This is a genomic window from Micromonospora solifontis (assembly GCF_003725545.1).
Classification (GTDB): Bacteria; Actinomycetota; Actinomycetes; order Mycobacteriales; family Micromonosporaceae; genus Micromonospora; species Micromonospora solifontis.
The window spans coordinates 62,976-77,405 of sequence record NZ_RJLN01000020.1 but is presented as its reverse complement, the minus strand read 5'-3'; the positions used below and the strand labels follow the sequence as shown (position 1 = coordinate 77,405).

The 14,430-nt window shown below is 74.3% G+C and carries 14 protein-coding genes; 10 read left to right on the top strand and 4 right to left on the bottom strand.

What is annotated here, in order from left to right; translation table 11 throughout:
* Window positions 1-65 precede the first annotated feature (65 nt).
* On the top strand, window positions 66-1,028 hold the full coding sequence (gene nuoH / locus EFE23_RS10015) for an NADH-quinone oxidoreductase subunit NuoH (protein ID WP_123240616.1): 963 nt from the start codon (window positions 66-68) through the stop codon (window positions 1,026-1,028).
* Between the two features lie 59 nt (window positions 1,029-1,087).
* Here nuoH and EFE23_RS10010 read toward each other — a convergent pair whose 3' ends face one another.
* Complete coding sequence (locus tag EFE23_RS10010) at window positions 1,088-2,134, bottom strand: glutathione S-transferase family protein (RefSeq protein WP_123240615.1); 1,047 nt, start codon at window positions 2,132-2,134, stop codon at window positions 1,088-1,090.
* 85 nt (window positions 2,135-2,219) lie between these two features.
* On the opposite strand from EFE23_RS10010, the gene EFE23_RS10005 reads away from it, so the two are divergent.
* Window positions 2,220-2,642 carry an ester cyclase gene (locus tag EFE23_RS10005; RefSeq protein WP_123240614.1) on the top strand — a complete coding sequence of 141 codons (423 nt, stop codon included), beginning with the start codon at window positions 2,220-2,222 and terminating at the stop codon, window positions 2,640-2,642.
* Here the strand turns inward: EFE23_RS10005 and EFE23_RS10000 are convergent.
* Window positions 2,623-3,198, bottom strand: a complete 576-nt coding sequence (locus tag EFE23_RS10000; protein ID WP_123240613.1) for a Uma2 family endonuclease — start codon at window positions 3,196-3,198, stop codon at window positions 2,623-2,625. The two genes, EFE23_RS10005 and EFE23_RS10000, sit on opposite strands and share 20 nt — an antisense overlap.
* 105 nt (window positions 3,199-3,303) lie before the next feature.
* Here EFE23_RS10000 and EFE23_RS09995 point away from each other — a divergent pair, with 105 nt between their 5' ends.
* From EFE23_RS09995 to htpX, 7 genes are all read left to right on the top strand, one after another.
* Window positions 3,304-3,882: a NuoI/complex I 23 kDa subunit family protein gene (locus EFE23_RS09995; RefSeq protein WP_199736997.1), complete on the top strand. Its 579-nt coding sequence runs from the start codon at window positions 3,304-3,306 to the stop codon at window positions 3,880-3,882.
* On the top strand, window positions 3,879-4,490 hold the full coding sequence (locus EFE23_RS09990; protein WP_233600937.1) for an NADH-quinone oxidoreductase subunit J family protein: 612 nt from the start codon (window positions 3,879-3,881) through the stop codon (window positions 4,488-4,490). Before EFE23_RS09995 ends, EFE23_RS09990 begins: the two co-directional genes overlap by 4 nt.
* A complete protein-coding gene (gene nuoK, locus EFE23_RS09985) occupies window positions 4,487-4,801 on the top strand; it encodes an NADH-quinone oxidoreductase subunit NuoK (RefSeq protein ID WP_123240611.1) in 315 nt (104 codons plus the stop codon). The genes EFE23_RS09990 and nuoK overlap by 4 nt, the downstream gene beginning before the upstream one ends.
* Complete coding sequence (locus EFE23_RS09980) at window positions 4,798-6,723, top strand: NADH-quinone oxidoreductase subunit 5 family protein (RefSeq protein ID WP_123240610.1); 1,926 nt, start codon at window positions 4,798-4,800, stop codon at window positions 6,721-6,723. The genes nuoK and EFE23_RS09980 overlap by 4 nt, the downstream gene beginning before the upstream one ends.
* Window positions 6,720-8,228 (top strand): complex I subunit 4 family protein, encoded by a 1,509-nt coding sequence (locus tag EFE23_RS09975; RefSeq protein WP_123240609.1) that lies wholly within the window; start codon window positions 6,720-6,722, stop codon window positions 8,226-8,228. Before EFE23_RS09980 ends, EFE23_RS09975 begins: the two co-directional genes overlap by 4 nt.
* A 114-nt stretch (window positions 8,229-8,342) precedes the next feature.
* Window positions 8,343-9,809, top strand: coding sequence for an NADH-quinone oxidoreductase subunit N (locus EFE23_RS09970; protein ID WP_123240608.1), 1,467 nt, complete (start codon window positions 8,343-8,345; stop codon window positions 9,807-9,809).
* A gap of 148 nt (window positions 9,810-9,957) precedes the next feature.
* On the top strand, window positions 9,958-10,836 hold the full coding sequence (gene htpX, locus EFE23_RS09965; protein WP_123240607.1) for a zinc metalloprotease HtpX: 879 nt from the start codon (window positions 9,958-9,960) through the stop codon (window positions 10,834-10,836).
* Between the two features lie 53 nt (window positions 10,837-10,889).
* Here htpX and EFE23_RS09960 read toward each other — a convergent pair whose 3' ends face one another.
* Window positions 10,890-12,086 (bottom strand): MFS transporter, encoded by a 1,197-nt coding sequence (locus EFE23_RS09960; RefSeq protein WP_123240606.1) that lies wholly within the window; start codon window positions 12,084-12,086, stop codon window positions 10,890-10,892.
* Window positions 12,086-12,928, bottom strand: a complete 843-nt coding sequence (locus tag EFE23_RS09955; RefSeq protein ID WP_123240605.1) for a DUF6065 family protein — start codon at window positions 12,926-12,928, stop codon at window positions 12,086-12,088. Before EFE23_RS09955 ends, EFE23_RS09960 begins: the two co-directional genes overlap by 1 nt.
* Before the next feature lie 197 nt (window positions 12,929-13,125).
* Here EFE23_RS09955 and EFE23_RS09950 point away from each other — a divergent pair, with 197 nt between their 5' ends.
* Window positions 13,126-14,385 (top strand): MFS transporter, encoded by a 1,260-nt coding sequence (locus tag EFE23_RS09950; RefSeq protein WP_123240604.1) that lies wholly within the window; start codon window positions 13,126-13,128, stop codon window positions 14,383-14,385.
* Window positions 14,386-14,430: the final 45 nt, after the last annotated feature.

Genomic DNA, 14,430 nt, shown 5'->3' with positions numbered 1-14,430 from the left:
CGGCCGACCGGCCCGCCCCGGCAGGAGCCCGGCCCGGACGGCGCGCCCGGGGCGGGGGAGGCCTGATGCCGACCTGGTTGGAGCTGGTGCTGCGGGTGGCGGGCGTGCTGGTCGCGTTCCTCACCCTGCCGCTGATCGTCGGGCAGGCCGAGCACAAGGTGATGGCGCACATGCAGGGCCGGCTCGGCCCGATGTACGCGGGCGGCTTCCACGGCTGGGCGCAGCTCGTGGCCGACGGCGTCAAGTTCGTGCAGAAGGAGGATGTGACCCCGCGCGACGCGGACCGGCCGGTGTTCCGGCTGGCCCCGGCGGTGGCCCTGGTGCCGTACCTGCTCGCCCTGCTGGTGATCCCGCTCGGTCCGAATGACCTGGTCGGGCAGCCGCTGGACATCGGCCTGTTCTTCGTGCTGGCCGTGGTCGGCATCGGGGTGCTGGCGGTGCTCATGTCGGCCTGGGCCTCGGCCAACAAGTACAGCCTCCTCGGCGGGCTGCGCGGCGCCGCCCAGCTGCTCGGCTACGAGCTGCCCCTGGTGCTCTCCGCCGCCTCGGTGGCGATGGCGGCCGGGACGCTCAGCCTGCCCGGCATCGTCGAGGCGTGGCGGCCGTGGTGGCTGCTCTGGCAGGCGCCGGCGCTGCTGGTGTTCTTCGTCGCCGGGCTGGCCGAGATCCGGCGGCCCCCGTTCGACATGCCGGTGGCCGACTCCGAGCTGGTGTTCGGCTACCTGACCGAGTACACCGGCCTGCGCTTCGCGTTCTTCCTGCTCGCCGAGTACGTCGGCATCGTGGTGATCGCCGCGCTGACCACCGTGCTCTTCCTCGGCGGCTGGCAGGGCCCGTTCGCGGACGCCCAGCTCGGCTGGCTCTGGACCCTGCTCAAGGTGTTCGCCGTCGCCTTCGTGATCATCTGGCTGCGGGTGTCCTACCCGCGGCTGCGCGAGGACCAGCTTCAGCGCCTCTGCTGGCTGGTCCTGGTCCCCCTGGCCCTGGCCCAGCTGGTCCTCACCGCGGCCGTCCGGCTGGCGATGTAAGGAGGGGCCCCCTCCTAACGCCTCGCGTAGAAAAGGGGGCCCCTCTTAACAACCTGGTCCTAGCGCAGCGGGGTGTGCGCGGGATCGACGCGCTCGGCGGGCGGGGGCGGGCCGGGCGGGGTGCCGTCGCCGAAGGGGCGGCCGCCGAGCTCCTCCCGGCCGTGCGGGGTGAGCCAGTTCGACAGGTCGGGGCCGAGCGGCACGATGCCGGTCGGGTTGATGTCCCGGTGCACCTCGTAGTAGTGCCGCTTGATGTGGTCGAAGTCGATGGTGTCGCCGAAGCCGGGGGTCTGGAAGAGGTCCCGGGCGTACGCCCAGAGCACCGGCATCTCGGCCAGCTTCTGCCGATTGCACTTGAAATGGCCGTGGTAGACCGGGTCGAAGCGGACCAGCGTGGTGAAGAGCCGCACGTCGGCCTCGGTGATCGTGTCGCCGACCAGGTAGCGCTGCCCGGCCAGCCGCTCGCTCAACCAGTCCAGCCGGTCGAAGAGCCGGTGGTACGCCTGCTCGTACGCCTCCTGGCTGCCGGCGAACCCGCACCGGTAGACCCCGTTGTTGACGTCCGCGAAGACCACCGCGTTGACCTCGTCGATCTCGTCCCGCAACCGCTCCGGGTAGAGATCCGGCGCGCCCGGCCGGTGGTACGCGGTCCACTCCGTCGACAGGTCCAGGCTCATCCGGGCGTAGTCGTTGGTGACCACCTGCCCGGTCGGCACGTCCACGATCGCGGGCACGGTGATGCCGCGGTCGTATCCGGGGAACCGCTTGAAGTACGCCTCCGCCAGCCGCTCGATGTCGAGCACCGGGTCCCGGCCGCCCGGGTCGAGGTCGAAGGTCCAGCTCCGCTTGTCGTGGGTCGGGCCGGCCACCGCCATCGAGATGGCGTCCTCCAGCCCGAGCAGCCGGCGGACGATGATCAGCCGGTTCGCCCACGGACAGGCCCGGCTCACCGCCAGCCGGTACCGTCCGGGCTCCACCGGCCAGCCGTCCCGCCCGTCGGTGGTGATCCGGGTGGCGATGTACCGCTGGTCCCGGGTGAACTCGCCGCCCGGTTCCACGTATTTGCCGCCCGTCCGCTCCAGGATCTCGTCGTCGCTGCCGCCCACGCCGCCTCCCGAGGATGTCGTCGTCGGATCCCATCATGGTCGTTCCGACCGGTCCCGTCAGGTCGAGCGGCGCTACGCTGCCGCGGTGACCGATGTGGAGGCGGCGGCCCGACGCTTCATCGCCGACGTGTGGAACGCCAGCCGCGAGGAGAGCGCGTACGACCTGATCGCCGCGGACTGCCCGGGGCTGGGCGGGACCGGTCCGGCGGCCACGCTGGCCTGGCACCGGGACCGGCGGGCGTCCTTCCCCGACCTGCGTTACAAGATCGTGGAGCTGGTGGCCGCCGGTGACCGGGTGGCCGTGCACTGGCGGGCCGCCGGCACCCAGGCCGGGCAGTTCGGCCCGGTGCCGCCCACCGGCCGGGTGGTCAGCTATTCGGGCGCGACCTTCCTGCGCTTCGACGCGGCCGGCCGGATCATCGACGTGTGGAGCGTCAACGAGTTGTTCCAGGTGCTCCAGCAGCTCGGCGTGGAGATGCTCCCGCCGCTCACACCCGGCGGGGCGTGATCCGGCTGATCGGCAGGTTGACCGGGAAGGGTTCCCCGGTGTCGACGAACTTCGTCCACCGGCCGGTCTCCGTGTAGACCTCGTGCACCGGGTCGATCTTGTAGGTGTGGACGACGATGCCCTCGTCCTCCACCTCGATCCGCCAGTAGAACGGGATCCCGGCCTGCGCGTAGAGCGCCGGCTTGAGCACCCGGTCGATGGACCGCGTGCTGGGCGAGACGATCTCGACCGCGAGCACCACCTCGTGCGGCTCGTATCTCGACGGCTCACGAGCCGCCGCCACCGAGGTGGTGACCAGCACGTCCGGGATGAAGGAGCGGGTGCGGCTGATCCGCACCTCCACCCCCTGGGTCACGTCGTAACCGTCGGGGCAGTCTTCCTCGAGCGCGACGCCGAGCCGCATCGCGATGGTCTGGTGTGTCCGGGTGGGGGAGGGGGACATGAGCAGCACTCCATCGAGCAGTTCGCGGCGGCGACCGTCCTCGGGCAGCGCGTCCAGATCGTCGGTCGTCCACCCGCCCTCGGGCGGGTAGTCGCTCTCCAGCGCGGCGGTCATCGACGGGTCCTTTCCGGTGCGTCGTTTCTCCCCGCTGTCACCGTACCGCCGGCAACAGCCGGGTGGTGGTCGCGCACGCCGTGGGCACAGGGCAGGATGGGCGGCATGAGCGAGCGGAGCACGCCCGGCGAGGGGTTGGTGAAGGGGCTGGCGGTCACGTTGAAGACGATGACCCGCCGCTCGACCACCCAGCAGTACCCGGACGTCGCCCCCGAGCTGCCGCCGCGCTCGCGCGGCGTGATCGCGCTGCTGGCGGAGAACTGCACGGTCTGCATGCTCTGCGCCCGGGAGTGTCCGGACTGGTGCATCTACATCGACTCGCACAAGGAGGAGGTGGTGGTGCCCGGCGCCGCCCGCCCCCGGCAGCGCAACGTCCTCGACCGGTTCGACATCGACTTCTCGCTCTGCATGTACTGCGGCATCTGCGTCGAGGTCTGCCCCTTCGACGCGCTCTACTGGTCACCCGAGTTCGAGTACGCCGAGTACGACATCAAGGACCTGCTGCACGACAAGGACCACCTCGGCGAGTGGATGGCCACCGTGCCGCCGCCGCCGGCCCACGACCCGCACGGTGACCCCTCGAAGGAGGAGACCACCGCCGCCCGCAAGGCCGCGACGCCCGCCGCGCGTCCCGCCCCGACCCGCCCCCAGCCGGGCGCGGAGCCGGGGGGTACGCCGTCATGACGGGCGCGGACGTCCTGCTGCTCGCCCTCGGCGCGGTGGCGGTGGGCGCGGGCGCGCTGGTGGTGGGCACCCGGCACCTGGTCCGGGCCGGTCTGTGGCTGGTGGTGTGCCTGGGCGCGCTGGCCGGCGACTACCTGGTGCTCACCGCCGAGCTGGTGGCCTGGGTGCAGGTGCTGATCTACGTCGGGGCGGTGGTGGTGCTGTTGCTCTTCGCGGTGATGCTGACCCGGGCCCCGATCGGCCCCTCGGACGACCTGGACCGGCCGGGCTGGCCGGCCGCGCTGGTCGGCGGCGGCAGCGGCCTCGGTCTCGCGGTGCTGCTGGTGGACGCGTTCCACTGGTCCCGGGTGGACCTGCCGGTCGCGGGCACCGCCGACCGCCTGGGTGAGCAGGTCTTCCGCTCCTGGGTGCTGCCCTTCGAGGTGCTCTCGGTGCTGCTGCTCGCCGCCCTGGTCGGCGCGATCGTGCTGTCCCGTCCGGAGATCGGCCGGCCGGGCGCGAGGTCGGCCGGCACGCCGGCCGGACCCGGCCGCCCGGTGGGTCCGCGGTCCGACGCCGACCCGGTCCGGCCCGCACCGGCCGTCGCGGTCGGCGAGGAGGGCGCATGAGACCCGTCATCCCGTACGTCACCGCGGCGCTGCTGTTCGGTCTCGGCGGGTACGGCGTGCTGCGCCGCCGGAACGCCGTGCTGGTGCTGATGGCCGTCGAGCTGATGCTCAACGCGGTCAACCTGATCCTGGTCACCGCGGACACCACGGTCCAGCTGCCGCACTCCGGTCAGGTCTTCGCGCTCTTCGTGATCGTGCTCGCCGCCGCCGAGATCGGCGTCGGGCTGGCCATCGTGCTCCAGCTCTACCGGCTGCGGGCCAGCGTCACCGTGGACGACGTGCCGCTCGATCGGCCGGAGGGGGAGCGGTGACCGGACTGCTCGCGGTGGCGCTGCCGGGCGTACCCCTGCTCGCCGGCCTGCTCGGGCTGCTGCTGCCGGCGTCCCCGCGCGTGGCGGGCACCGGCGAGGACCGGGCCCGGCGGGCGGCGATCGCGCTCGGCGTGACCGGCGCGGCGGTGGCCCTGGTCGCGGCGGTGGCCCTGCTGCTCCGGGTGGACCACCCGGTCGAGGCCGCGACCACCTGGGCCGACCTCGGCGGGCTGCGGGTCACCCTCGGCTACCGGCTGGACGGCCCGGCGCTGCTGGTGGCCACGGCGGTCGCCGCGGTGGCCCTGGCGGTGCAGGTCTATTCGATCGGCTACCTGCGGCGGGGCCCGCACGACGAGGTCGAGGTGGACCACCGCTATCCCCCGTACGCGGCGCAGATCAGCCTCTTCACCGCCGCCATGCTGACCGTGGTGGTGTCCGGCGACCTGATCCTGCTGCTGGTCGGCTGGGAGGTGATGGGCATCTGCTCCTACCTGCTCATCGCCCACGACCGGCGGCTGCCCGAGGCGCCGGCCGCCGCGATGAAGGCGTTCCTGGTCACCCGGGTGGGTGACGTCGGCTTCCTGCTCGGCATCGCGCTGCTCGGCGTCTCGGCCGGCAGCTTCCGGATCGCCGACGTGCTGGCCCACCACCACTCCGCCGGCACCCTGACCGCCGCGTGCCTGCTGCTGCTCGCCGGGGTCGCCGGCAAGAGCGCCCAGTTCCCGCTGCACACCTGGCTGCCGGACGCGATGGCCGGCCCCACCCCGATCTCCGCGCTGATCCACGCGGCCACCATGGTCGCCGCCGGGGTGTACGCGGTGGCCCGGCTCTACCCGCTCTTGGCCCAGGCCCCGGCGGCCCTCGCCGTGCTCGGGGTGATGGCGGCGGTGACCCTGCTGCTGGGCGCCTTCGCGGCCACCGCGCAGGACGACATCAAACGGGTGCTGGCCTGGTCGACGGTCTCCCAGATCGGCTACCTGACCGGCGCGCTCGCCGTCGGCGCGCCGGCCGCGGCCCTGTTCCACCTGCTCAGCCACGCCGCCTTCAAGGCGCTGCTGTTCCTCGCCGCCGGCGCGGTGATCCACGCGGTCGGCACCACGCTGATGTCCCGGATGGGCGGGCTGCGGGCGAGCATGCCGGTGACCTTCTGGTGCATGGTGGTTGGCCTCGGCGCGCTCGCCGGGGTGCCGCCGCTCTCCGGTTTCTGGAGCAAGGACGGGGTGCTCGCCGCCGCCGAGGCCGCCGCGCTGGACGGCGCCGGCCCGGGCCCGGCCTGGGTGGGCTGGCTGGTCTGGCTGGCCGGGCTGCTCGGCGTCGCGGTCACCGCCTGGTACGCGACTCGCCTGCTGCTGCGGACCTTCCTCGGCACGACCCGCATCCCGCTCGCCGAGCCGCACGACCCGCCGGCGGTGCTGCGCTGGCCGGTGCTGCTGCTCGCGGTGCCCGCCGCGCTGCTCGGGCTGGCCGCCTTCGCGCCGTGGTTCGCCGACCGCCTCCGGGTGCCGGCCGACGCCTCCGGGGAGGCCGTCGAACTGGTCCACCTGGCGCCGAACCTGCTGCTCCCGCTGGTGCTGCTGGCGATCGGCGCGGGCGTCGCCTGGGCCGGCTGGCGCGGCGACCCGGCCGCCGACCCGGCCCGTTTCCTGGGTCCGCTGCGGCCGGTCTTCGCCCGGGCGTTCCGGCTCGACGACGTCCAGCAGGCCCTCGTCGTACGCCCGACGGCCGCGCTCGCCGGGGTGGTGCGCGCGGGCGACGAACTCGGGGTGGACGGCCTGGTCGAGGGGAGCGGCCGCGCGGCCGTGGGGCTGGGCGGCGGGATGGCCGCCCTGCACCGGGCGGCCCTGCCCCGGGCGGCGGCCGCCGTGCTGGCCGGTGCCCTGCTGATCGGCGTCGCCGTCGCACTGATCGGGGTGGCCGCATGACCTGGGGGCAGTTCCTGCTGGTGGCGGTGCTCGCGCTGCCGGCGCTGGGCGCGGTCGCGGCGGCCCTGGTCCCGGGGGAGCGGGCCGGCCGCCTGGTCGGCACGGTCGCCGCCGGCCTGACCCTGCTGGCCGCCCTGCCGCTGGTCGGCGGCGAGCACGGCTGGTTCGGCTACGGCCCGCGCCCGGCGGTGCAGCCCTGGCACCAGCTCGACCTGCCCTGGGCGCCGGACCTGAACCTGCGCTTCCACCTGGGCGTGGACGGCATCTCCTGGCCGCTGGTGGTGCTGACCGCGCTGCTCACCCTGCTCTGCTGCGGGTACACCCTCTGGCGGGTGCCCACCGGCGGCGGCAGCGGGCGGGCCCTGGTGGCGCTGCTGCTCGTGGTCGAGGTGGGCATCCTCGGCACCTTCCTCGCCCTCGACCTGGTGCTCTTCTTCCTCTTCTTCGAGGTCGTCCTGCTGCCCATGTACGCGGTCATCGCCGGTTGGGGCGGCGACGACCGGCGGCGGGCGGCCCGCAAGTTCGCCCTCTACACCCTGTTCGGCTCGGTGCTGCTGCTGGTCGGCGTCTACGTCGTGGTCGCCGCGGCGGGCACCGCCGACCTGGTGTCGCTGACCGGCGGGGCCGGCCTCTCCCGGGGCACCCAACTCGCCGCGTTCACCCTGCTGGCGCTCGCCTTCGCGGTGAAGAGCCCGCTCTGGCCGCTGCACTCCTGGCTGCCGGACGCGCACACCCAGGCGCCCACCGTCGGCAGCGTGATCCTTGCCGGGGTGCTGCTGAAGATGGGCACGTACGGCCTGATCCGGGTGGCGGTCGGGGTGGCCCCGGAGGGCGCCCGCTGGGCCGCGCCGGTGCTCGGGGTGCTCGCCGTCGCCGCGATCCTCGTCGGTGGGCTGGTCTGCCTGGCCCAGGACGAGCTGAAGCGGCTGATCGCGTACTCCAGCGTCGGGCACATGGGCTTCGTGCTGCTCGGGGTCGCCACGCTCACCGCCACCGGCCTGCAGGCCGCGCTGATCGGCAACATCGCCCACGGGGTCATCACCGGGCTGCTCTTCTTCCTGGCCGGCGCGGTCAAGGACCGGACGCACACCGGCGCGCTCGCCGAGCTGTCCGGGCTGCGGGAGACCGCGCCCCGGCTGGCCGGGCTGCTCGGGTTCGCGGCGGTCGCCTCGCTCGGCCTGCCCGGGCTGGCCGGCTTCTGGGGCGAGGCGTTCGCCGTGGTGGCCGCCGTCCGGCGGGGCGGCGGGCTGTGGACCACGCTCGCCGTGCTGGCCGCGCTCGGCGGGGCGCTGGCCGCGGCGTACCTCCTGCGGCTGCTGCGCCGGGTCACCCACGGCCGGCCCGGCCCGGCGGTCGCCGGGGTCGCGCCGGGGCTGGCCGGGGCGGAGCTGACCGCCTGGGCGCCGCTGGTGCTGCTCGCGCTCGCCGTGGGCCTGGTCCCGGCCCTCGTCCTGTCGTACGCCTCCGGTCCGGTCGGCGCCCTGGTGGAAGTGGTGACCAGGTGAGCGCGAGGAGTGCAGCGAAGCGGAGCCCCGCAGTCGCGAACGAAGGCGAGCGCAGGTGAGCGCGAGGAGTGCAGCGAAGCGGAGCCCCGCAGTCGCGAACGGAGGCGAGCGCCGATGAGCCTGGTGCAGAGCGTGGACCACGTGGCGCTGCTGCCGGCGTACCTGGCCGGCGGCACGGCCGTGCTGGTGCTCCTGGCCGACCTGCTGGTGGCCCGCGCCGCCGTGACGGTGGCGGTGGCCGCGGCCGGGTCGGCGGCCACCGCCCTGGGCGCGGCCCTGGTGGGTGCCGGGGACGAGCGGCGCAGCTTCTGCGTCGGGGCGGACTGCTCCTGGGTCTTCGGCGGCCGCGCCGCCCTGGTGGCCGCGCTCCTCGCCCTGCTCACCCTCGGGGTGCTGGCGATCTCCGGTCCGCTGCTGCGGGCCGGCCGGACGCCGCCGGGGGAATACTGCTTCCTCCTCGCCTGCGCGCTGACCGGCGGCGTGGTGCTCGGCGCGGCCGGCGACCTGATCACCCTGATCGTGGCGCTGGAGACGCTCACCCTGCCGCTGTACGTCCTGGTCGGGCTGCGCCGGGGCAGCCTGGCCGGCGCCGAGGCGGCGGTGACCTTCTTCGTGGTCAGCGTGGTGGCCACCACGCTGACCCTGCTCGGCGCGGCGCTGCTCTACGCGGTGACCGGCGTCCTGCACCTGGACCGGCTGGGCGCCACCCTGGCCGGCCGGGCGGACCTGCTCGATCTGCCGCTGACCACGGTCGCGGTGGCGCTGGTGGTGGCCGGGCTGGCCTTCAAGGTGGCCGCGGTGCCGTTCCACGCCTGGGCCCCGGCCACGTACGACGGCGCGCCGCTGCCGGTGGCCGCGTACCTGTCGACGGCCTCCAAGCTGGGCGGGGTGGTGGCCCTGCTGGCGGTGGTGCAGCGGGCGCTGCCGGCCACGGTCACCGGCCCGGTGCTGGCGCTGCTGGCGGTGCTCACCATGACCGTCGGCAACCTGGTGGCGCTGCGCCAGCGGCGGACCGTCCGACTGCTCGCCTGGTCCTCGGTGGCTCAGGCCGGCTACATCATCGCTCCGCTCGGCGCGCTGGCGCTGGCCGGCGGACGCACCGCCGACGCCCGAGCCGGCGCGTACGCCGCGGCCGTCGCGTACGCGGTCTTCTTCGTGCTGCTGGAGCTGGCCGCGTTCGCGGCGGTGGTGGCGCTGCGGCCGGCGGACGGGGACGGCGGCACGCTGGACGACCTGCGCGGCGCGGCCCGCCGCCACCCGTTCGTGGGCGCGGCGTTCGCGCTCGCCCTGATCGGGCTGGCCGGGTTGCCGCCCGGCCTGGCCGGGCTTTTCGCCAAGGTGACCGTGGTCCGGGCGCTGCTGGCCGGGCACGCCGGCTGGCTGGCCCTGGTGGTGGCGGTGAACGCGGTGCTCGGCCTCGCCTACTACCTGCGGCTGGCCGCGACCCTGTACGCGGCGCCCGACGGTCCGGTCCCCGTGCGTCCGGCCCGGCTGGTGGTCCTGGCCCTCGGGGTGGCCACGGTGCTGGCCGTGGTGGTCGGCTTCGCCCCGCAGCTCGTGCTGGACGTGGCGATCCGCTGAGCCTTTTGTCCCTCGGTGCACCATCCGCACAGCGGACGCTCAGAAATCCTCAGCCAACTTTCAGCCATGCGCTGGATGGTTGACGGGTACCGGTGTTGTTGAACCGGTCAGCGGTCCCCGCGCGGGTCCGCGCACCGAAGGAGCGATCGTGCATCACAACCGTCTCAAGACCGCAGCGCTGCTCGGCCTGTTGACCTCGCTGATCCTCGCGGTCGGCTACTGGTTCGGCGGGAGCGGCGGTCTCGTCATCGCCGTCGTCGTCTCGTTGCTGATGAACGGCGTGACCTACTTCTACTCCGACAAGCTCGCGCTGCGCTCGATGCGGGCGCAACCGGTCAGCGAGGCACAGTTCCCCGAGCTGTACCGGATGGTGCGGGAACTCGCCACCCAGGCGGGCCAGCCGATGCCCCGCCTGTACGTCAGCCCCACCGCGCAGCCCAACGCGTTCGCGACCGGGCGTAACCCGCAGCACGCGGCGGTCTGCGTCACCCAGGGCATCGTGGAGATCCTCGACTACCGCGAGCTGCGCGGCGTGATCGGGCATGAGCTGTCCCACGTCTACAACCGGGACATCCTCATCTCCAGCGTCGCGGCCGGCCTCGCCGGCATCATCACCATGCTGGCCAACATCGCCTGGTTCATCCCGCTGGGCTCGTCGGACGACGAGGACGGCCCGAACCCGGCGGTGCTGCTGCTCACCCTGATCCTCGGCCCGATCGCGGCCACCCTGATCCAGCTCGCGATCAGCCGGAGCCGCGAGTTCCAGGCCGACCAGTCCGGGGCCGAGCTGAGCCGGGACCCGCTGGCGCTGGCCAGCGCCCTGCGCAAGATCCACATGGGTACGCAGATGCGCCCGCTGCCGCCGCAGGGCCAGCTCACCAGCACCGCACACCTGATGATTGACAACCCGTTCAAGCGGGGTGGCGGCCTCGCCGCCATGTTCTCCACCCACCCGCCGATGGAGCAGCGGGTCGCCCGGCTGGAGCAGCTGGCCCGTAACAGCGGGCCGGTGCAGTTCCAGCGCTGACCCGATCGACGAGAATCCGCCCGCGTCCATCCCCGGACGCGGGCGGATCCGTGTCAGGCGGTGGCCCCGGGCAACCGGTCGGGCCGGCTGAGCAGCACGACGACGAGCAGCACCACCCCCGCCGCCAGGTACGCGACCGCCGGGCTGAACAACTGCGCGGCGCCGCCCAGCAGGAAGATGCCGCAGCCGGAGACGACGATGTTGGCCGCCACGATGGTCGCCTCGACCTGCCCCATCCGCTCCCTCGGGGCCAGCCGGGCGAAGGTGGCCTGTGCCCCGATCAGCCAGCCGCCGCCCGCGCCGATCAGCGCGTTCGTCAGGGCGAGGGCCCAGGCCGGCGCGTCGAGCGCGACCAGCACCCCGGCCAGCACCAGCACCCCGGCCAGTACGGCGGCCGTCGCGACCTGGCCGCGCACCCGGGCCAGCCAGGCCCGGCGCGCCGCCAGCAGCACGAAGACCGCGCCGCCGAACGAGGAGGCGGCCAGCACCACGGGCCGCCACCCGCCGGTCGCCAGGTGCGGGGCGAGCGTCTCCGGCAGCCCTCCGGACAGCACGGTGCCGAGGGTGAGCAGGGCGACGCCGCGCAGCACCGGGTGGCCGGCGATGGTGCGGATGCCGGCGGTGGCGGGTGGTCGCGGTCCCCGGCGTTCGCCCCGCCCGCCGGGCAGTCCGGCCAGCACGACCGCGGCGACCAGGAACGACACCAGGTCGATCAGGAGCGCCACCCGGGCGCCGAGCGCCACGGTCAGGCTGGCCCCGGCGAGCAGACCGGCCACCTGACCCACCTGGTTGGCGAAAGCGGAGAGGCCGAACAGCGGCAGCCGCAGCGGGACGTCCACCGCCTCTGCGGCGACCGCCACGTTGACACTGGCGTACGCGGCCCGGACCGCGCCCAGCAACCCGGCCGCGACGATCGCCGGCACCGGCTGGGGCACCGCGGTCGGCACGGCGATCAGCGCCGCGCCGGCCAGCGACAGCCAGACCAGCATGGTGCGCCGGGCCGGCACGTCGAGCCAGCCGCTGAACACCGTGGCGACCAGCAGCGCGGGCAGGGTCCGGGCGGCGTACACGGCGGCCGGGCCGAGCACCGAGCGGGTCTGGTCGTACGCCAGCAGCAGCAGGGCGGCCAGCCCGACGAAGTCGCCCAACTCGGAGACGGCTCGCGCGGTGACCAGCCGGGCGGCGACCGGGTGGCGGAACAGGGCCCGGTAGCCGGGCGGCGGTGCGAGACGTTCGTCGGCGTCCGTCATCAGTTCGGCTGGTCCGCTTCCTCGACGCCGATCGGCTGGTAGCCGGCGTTCTCCCGCAGCCGGCGGACCTGCTCCCGCCGGTAGGTGCTGCGCAGCTCCGGGTCCTGCCGGCGGCGGCGCAGCACCACCAGGTCGTGCCACAGGTCCTCCGGCCACTCCGCGAGACCCTGCCCGGTCACCAGTTCGGCCGTGCGGCCCGCCTCCAGCACGCTGCGGTGCACCGGCTGCAGGCACATGATCGGGATGTTCCGATAGAAGCGCACCACCTGGCCGGGCTCGGTGAGCCGCAGGATGGTCGGCAGGAACGACGTGTACCAGTCGGTCTCCACCACGCCGTCGTAGATCTGCACCCCACGCTGCAGGGGCCAGTTCGGCACGCCCCGCGCCAGCAGGCACCAGCCGGGCGACGTCCGGGCCACCACACCGGTGACCAACTCGATCATGTTCGCCGCCCGCGGGTCGGCGTCGATGAACGGCATCGACCCGCCGTACCGGTCGAAGATGTCCAGGTCGGCCCGGAAAGCCTCCGGCACATCCGTCAACTCGTCGGCGGCGAAGGGCAGCTTGGCGTCGTAGCCACCGGCCAGCGAGCGCCAGCCGGCCGGCTCGTTCTCCTCCAGCAGGGTCCACTCGGTGTCCTGCCCGTCCCAGCGGAGCGCGAAGTCCGCGGGTGGGTGGACGTACCAGCCGAGGCCCGAGCCGGCGGCCACCGGTGGACAGTGCTGCACCGCCCGGATCGGCAGCGAGCCGCGCAGGCTCGGCGAGGCGGCCTCGGCGGGCCGGGTGCCCGCGTAGAGCGAGTAGATCTCCACTCGTAACGGTTCGATGGCGGTGCCGGTCACCGGACCTCCGTACGTCGTCGGGGCGGAGTCTGTGCTGGCATGGACTCGGATCGATCAGAAAATACCCGTTCGATCCGCTGAGAGCAGCCCCGCTCCGGCGGGAGATGTGAGCGAGCCGACCACCTTGCCCGCGTGCTGCGGCGTTAGGGTCGGAGGGGTTCCCACTCGTTACCAAACTCCGCACCGGAGGTGCACTCTTGGCCGCACTGCGCCAGTACCTGGGCGTCTGGCGGATCCCCGGCGCCCCGATGCTGCTGGTCCTCGGCGTCATCGGCCGGCTCGGGATCGGCATGACCCCGTTGGCGCTCCTGCTCGTGGTCGAGGAGGTGACCGACCGGTACTCCCTCGCGGCCGTCGCCGGCGGCATCTACGCCCTCGCCGGGGCCGCGCTCAGCCCGGTCGCCGGCCGGATCGCCGACCGGGTCGGCCCCACCCCGGTGCTGCTCGCCACCGCCGTCGCCCATCCGCTCGCCCTGTTCGGGCTGCTCGGGGCCAGCCGGTCCGGCGCCGGCAACCTGGCGCTGATCTACCTCGCCGCCGGGGTCGCCGGGGCCACCTACCCGCCGCTCGCCGCGGCGATCCGGGGCGCCTGGAACGACCTCACCGCGCCGGCCTCCGGCCGTACCCACCTGCGCAACACCGCGCTCGCCGCGGAGACCTCCCTCTTCGAGGTCGTCTTCGTGCTCGGCCCGCTGCTGGTCGCGGCGTTCGTGCTGGTCGCCGACGCCGCCGCGGCGCTGGTCGGAGCGGCCGTGGTCACCCTGGCCGGGACCACCGCCGTCGCGCTCGGCCGGGTGATGCGGGCCTGGCGGCCGCACCCGCGCGAACACCACGCCCGGGGCCTCGGGCCGCTGCGGGTCGGCGGGTTCCCGGCCCTGCTGCTCTGCGTCGCCAGCATCGGCATCGCGTTCGGCGCCGCCGGGGTGGTCGTCCCGGCCTTCGCCGGGAACGCCACCGCCGACGACCCGGAGAGCCTCGCCGGCCTGCTGCTCGCCGTCTGGGGCATCGGCAGCGCCGCGGGCGGCTTCTGGTTCGGGGTACGCCGGCCGGCGGCCAACATGACCCGCCAGTTCGCCTGGCTGCTCGGCGCGGTGGCGGCCAGCTTCGCGGTCTTCTCGGCGATGTCCACCCCGGTGGCTCTCGGCGTCGCCCTGGTGCTCGGCGGCGCCACCATCGCGCCCGCGCTGACCCTGGAAAACACCCTGGTCGGCCGGATCGCCCCCGCCGGCATGCTGAACGAGGCGTACACCTGGGTGGTCACCATGTCGGTGGCGGCGAGCGCCGCCGGCGGCGCGGTCGCCGGACTGATCGTCGACCACGCCGGCGGCGTGCCGTGGGCCTTCCTCTTCGCCGGCGCGGCGGTCGCCGTCGGGGCGGTCCTCGCCGCGCTGCCCGCCGGTCCCATCGCCCGCGCCGAGGCCCGGGCGGTACGCGCCGAACAGTCGCTCGCGGCCTGAGGTGATCAGCGGGCTCCCGGCGGGTACTCGCCGGGAATGTTCGTC

Excerpts from the sequence above, each read along its gene's own strand:
- nuoH (WP_123240616.1), top strand. The coding sequence starts at position 66 with ATGCCGACCTGGTTGGAGCTGGTGCTGCGGGTGGCGGGCGTGCTGGTC.
- EFE23_RS10000 (WP_123240613.1), bottom strand. The coding sequence starts at position 3,198 with ATGACCGCCGCGCTGGAGAGCGACTACCCGCCCGAGGGCGGGTGGACG.
- EFE23_RS09995 (WP_199736997.1), top strand. The coding sequence starts at position 3,304 with ATGAGCGAGCGGAGCACGCCCGGCGAGGGGTTGGTGAAGGGGCTGGCG.
- EFE23_RS09990 (WP_233600937.1), top strand. The coding sequence starts at position 3,879 with ATGACGGGCGCGGACGTCCTGCTGCTCGCCCTCGGCGCGGTGGCGGTG.
- nuoK (WP_123240611.1), top strand. The coding sequence starts at position 4,487 with ATGAGACCCGTCATCCCGTACGTCACCGCGGCGCTGCTGTTCGGTCTC.
- EFE23_RS09975 (WP_123240609.1), top strand. The coding sequence starts at position 6,720 with ATGACCTGGGGGCAGTTCCTGCTGGTGGCGGTGCTCGCGCTGCCGGCG.
- EFE23_RS09970 (WP_123240608.1), top strand. The coding sequence starts at position 8,343 with ATGAGCCTGGTGCAGAGCGTGGACCACGTGGCGCTGCTGCCGGCGTAC.
- EFE23_RS09960 (WP_123240606.1), bottom strand. The coding sequence starts at position 12,086 with ATGACGGACGCCGACGAACGTCTCGCACCGCCGCCCGGCTACCGGGCC.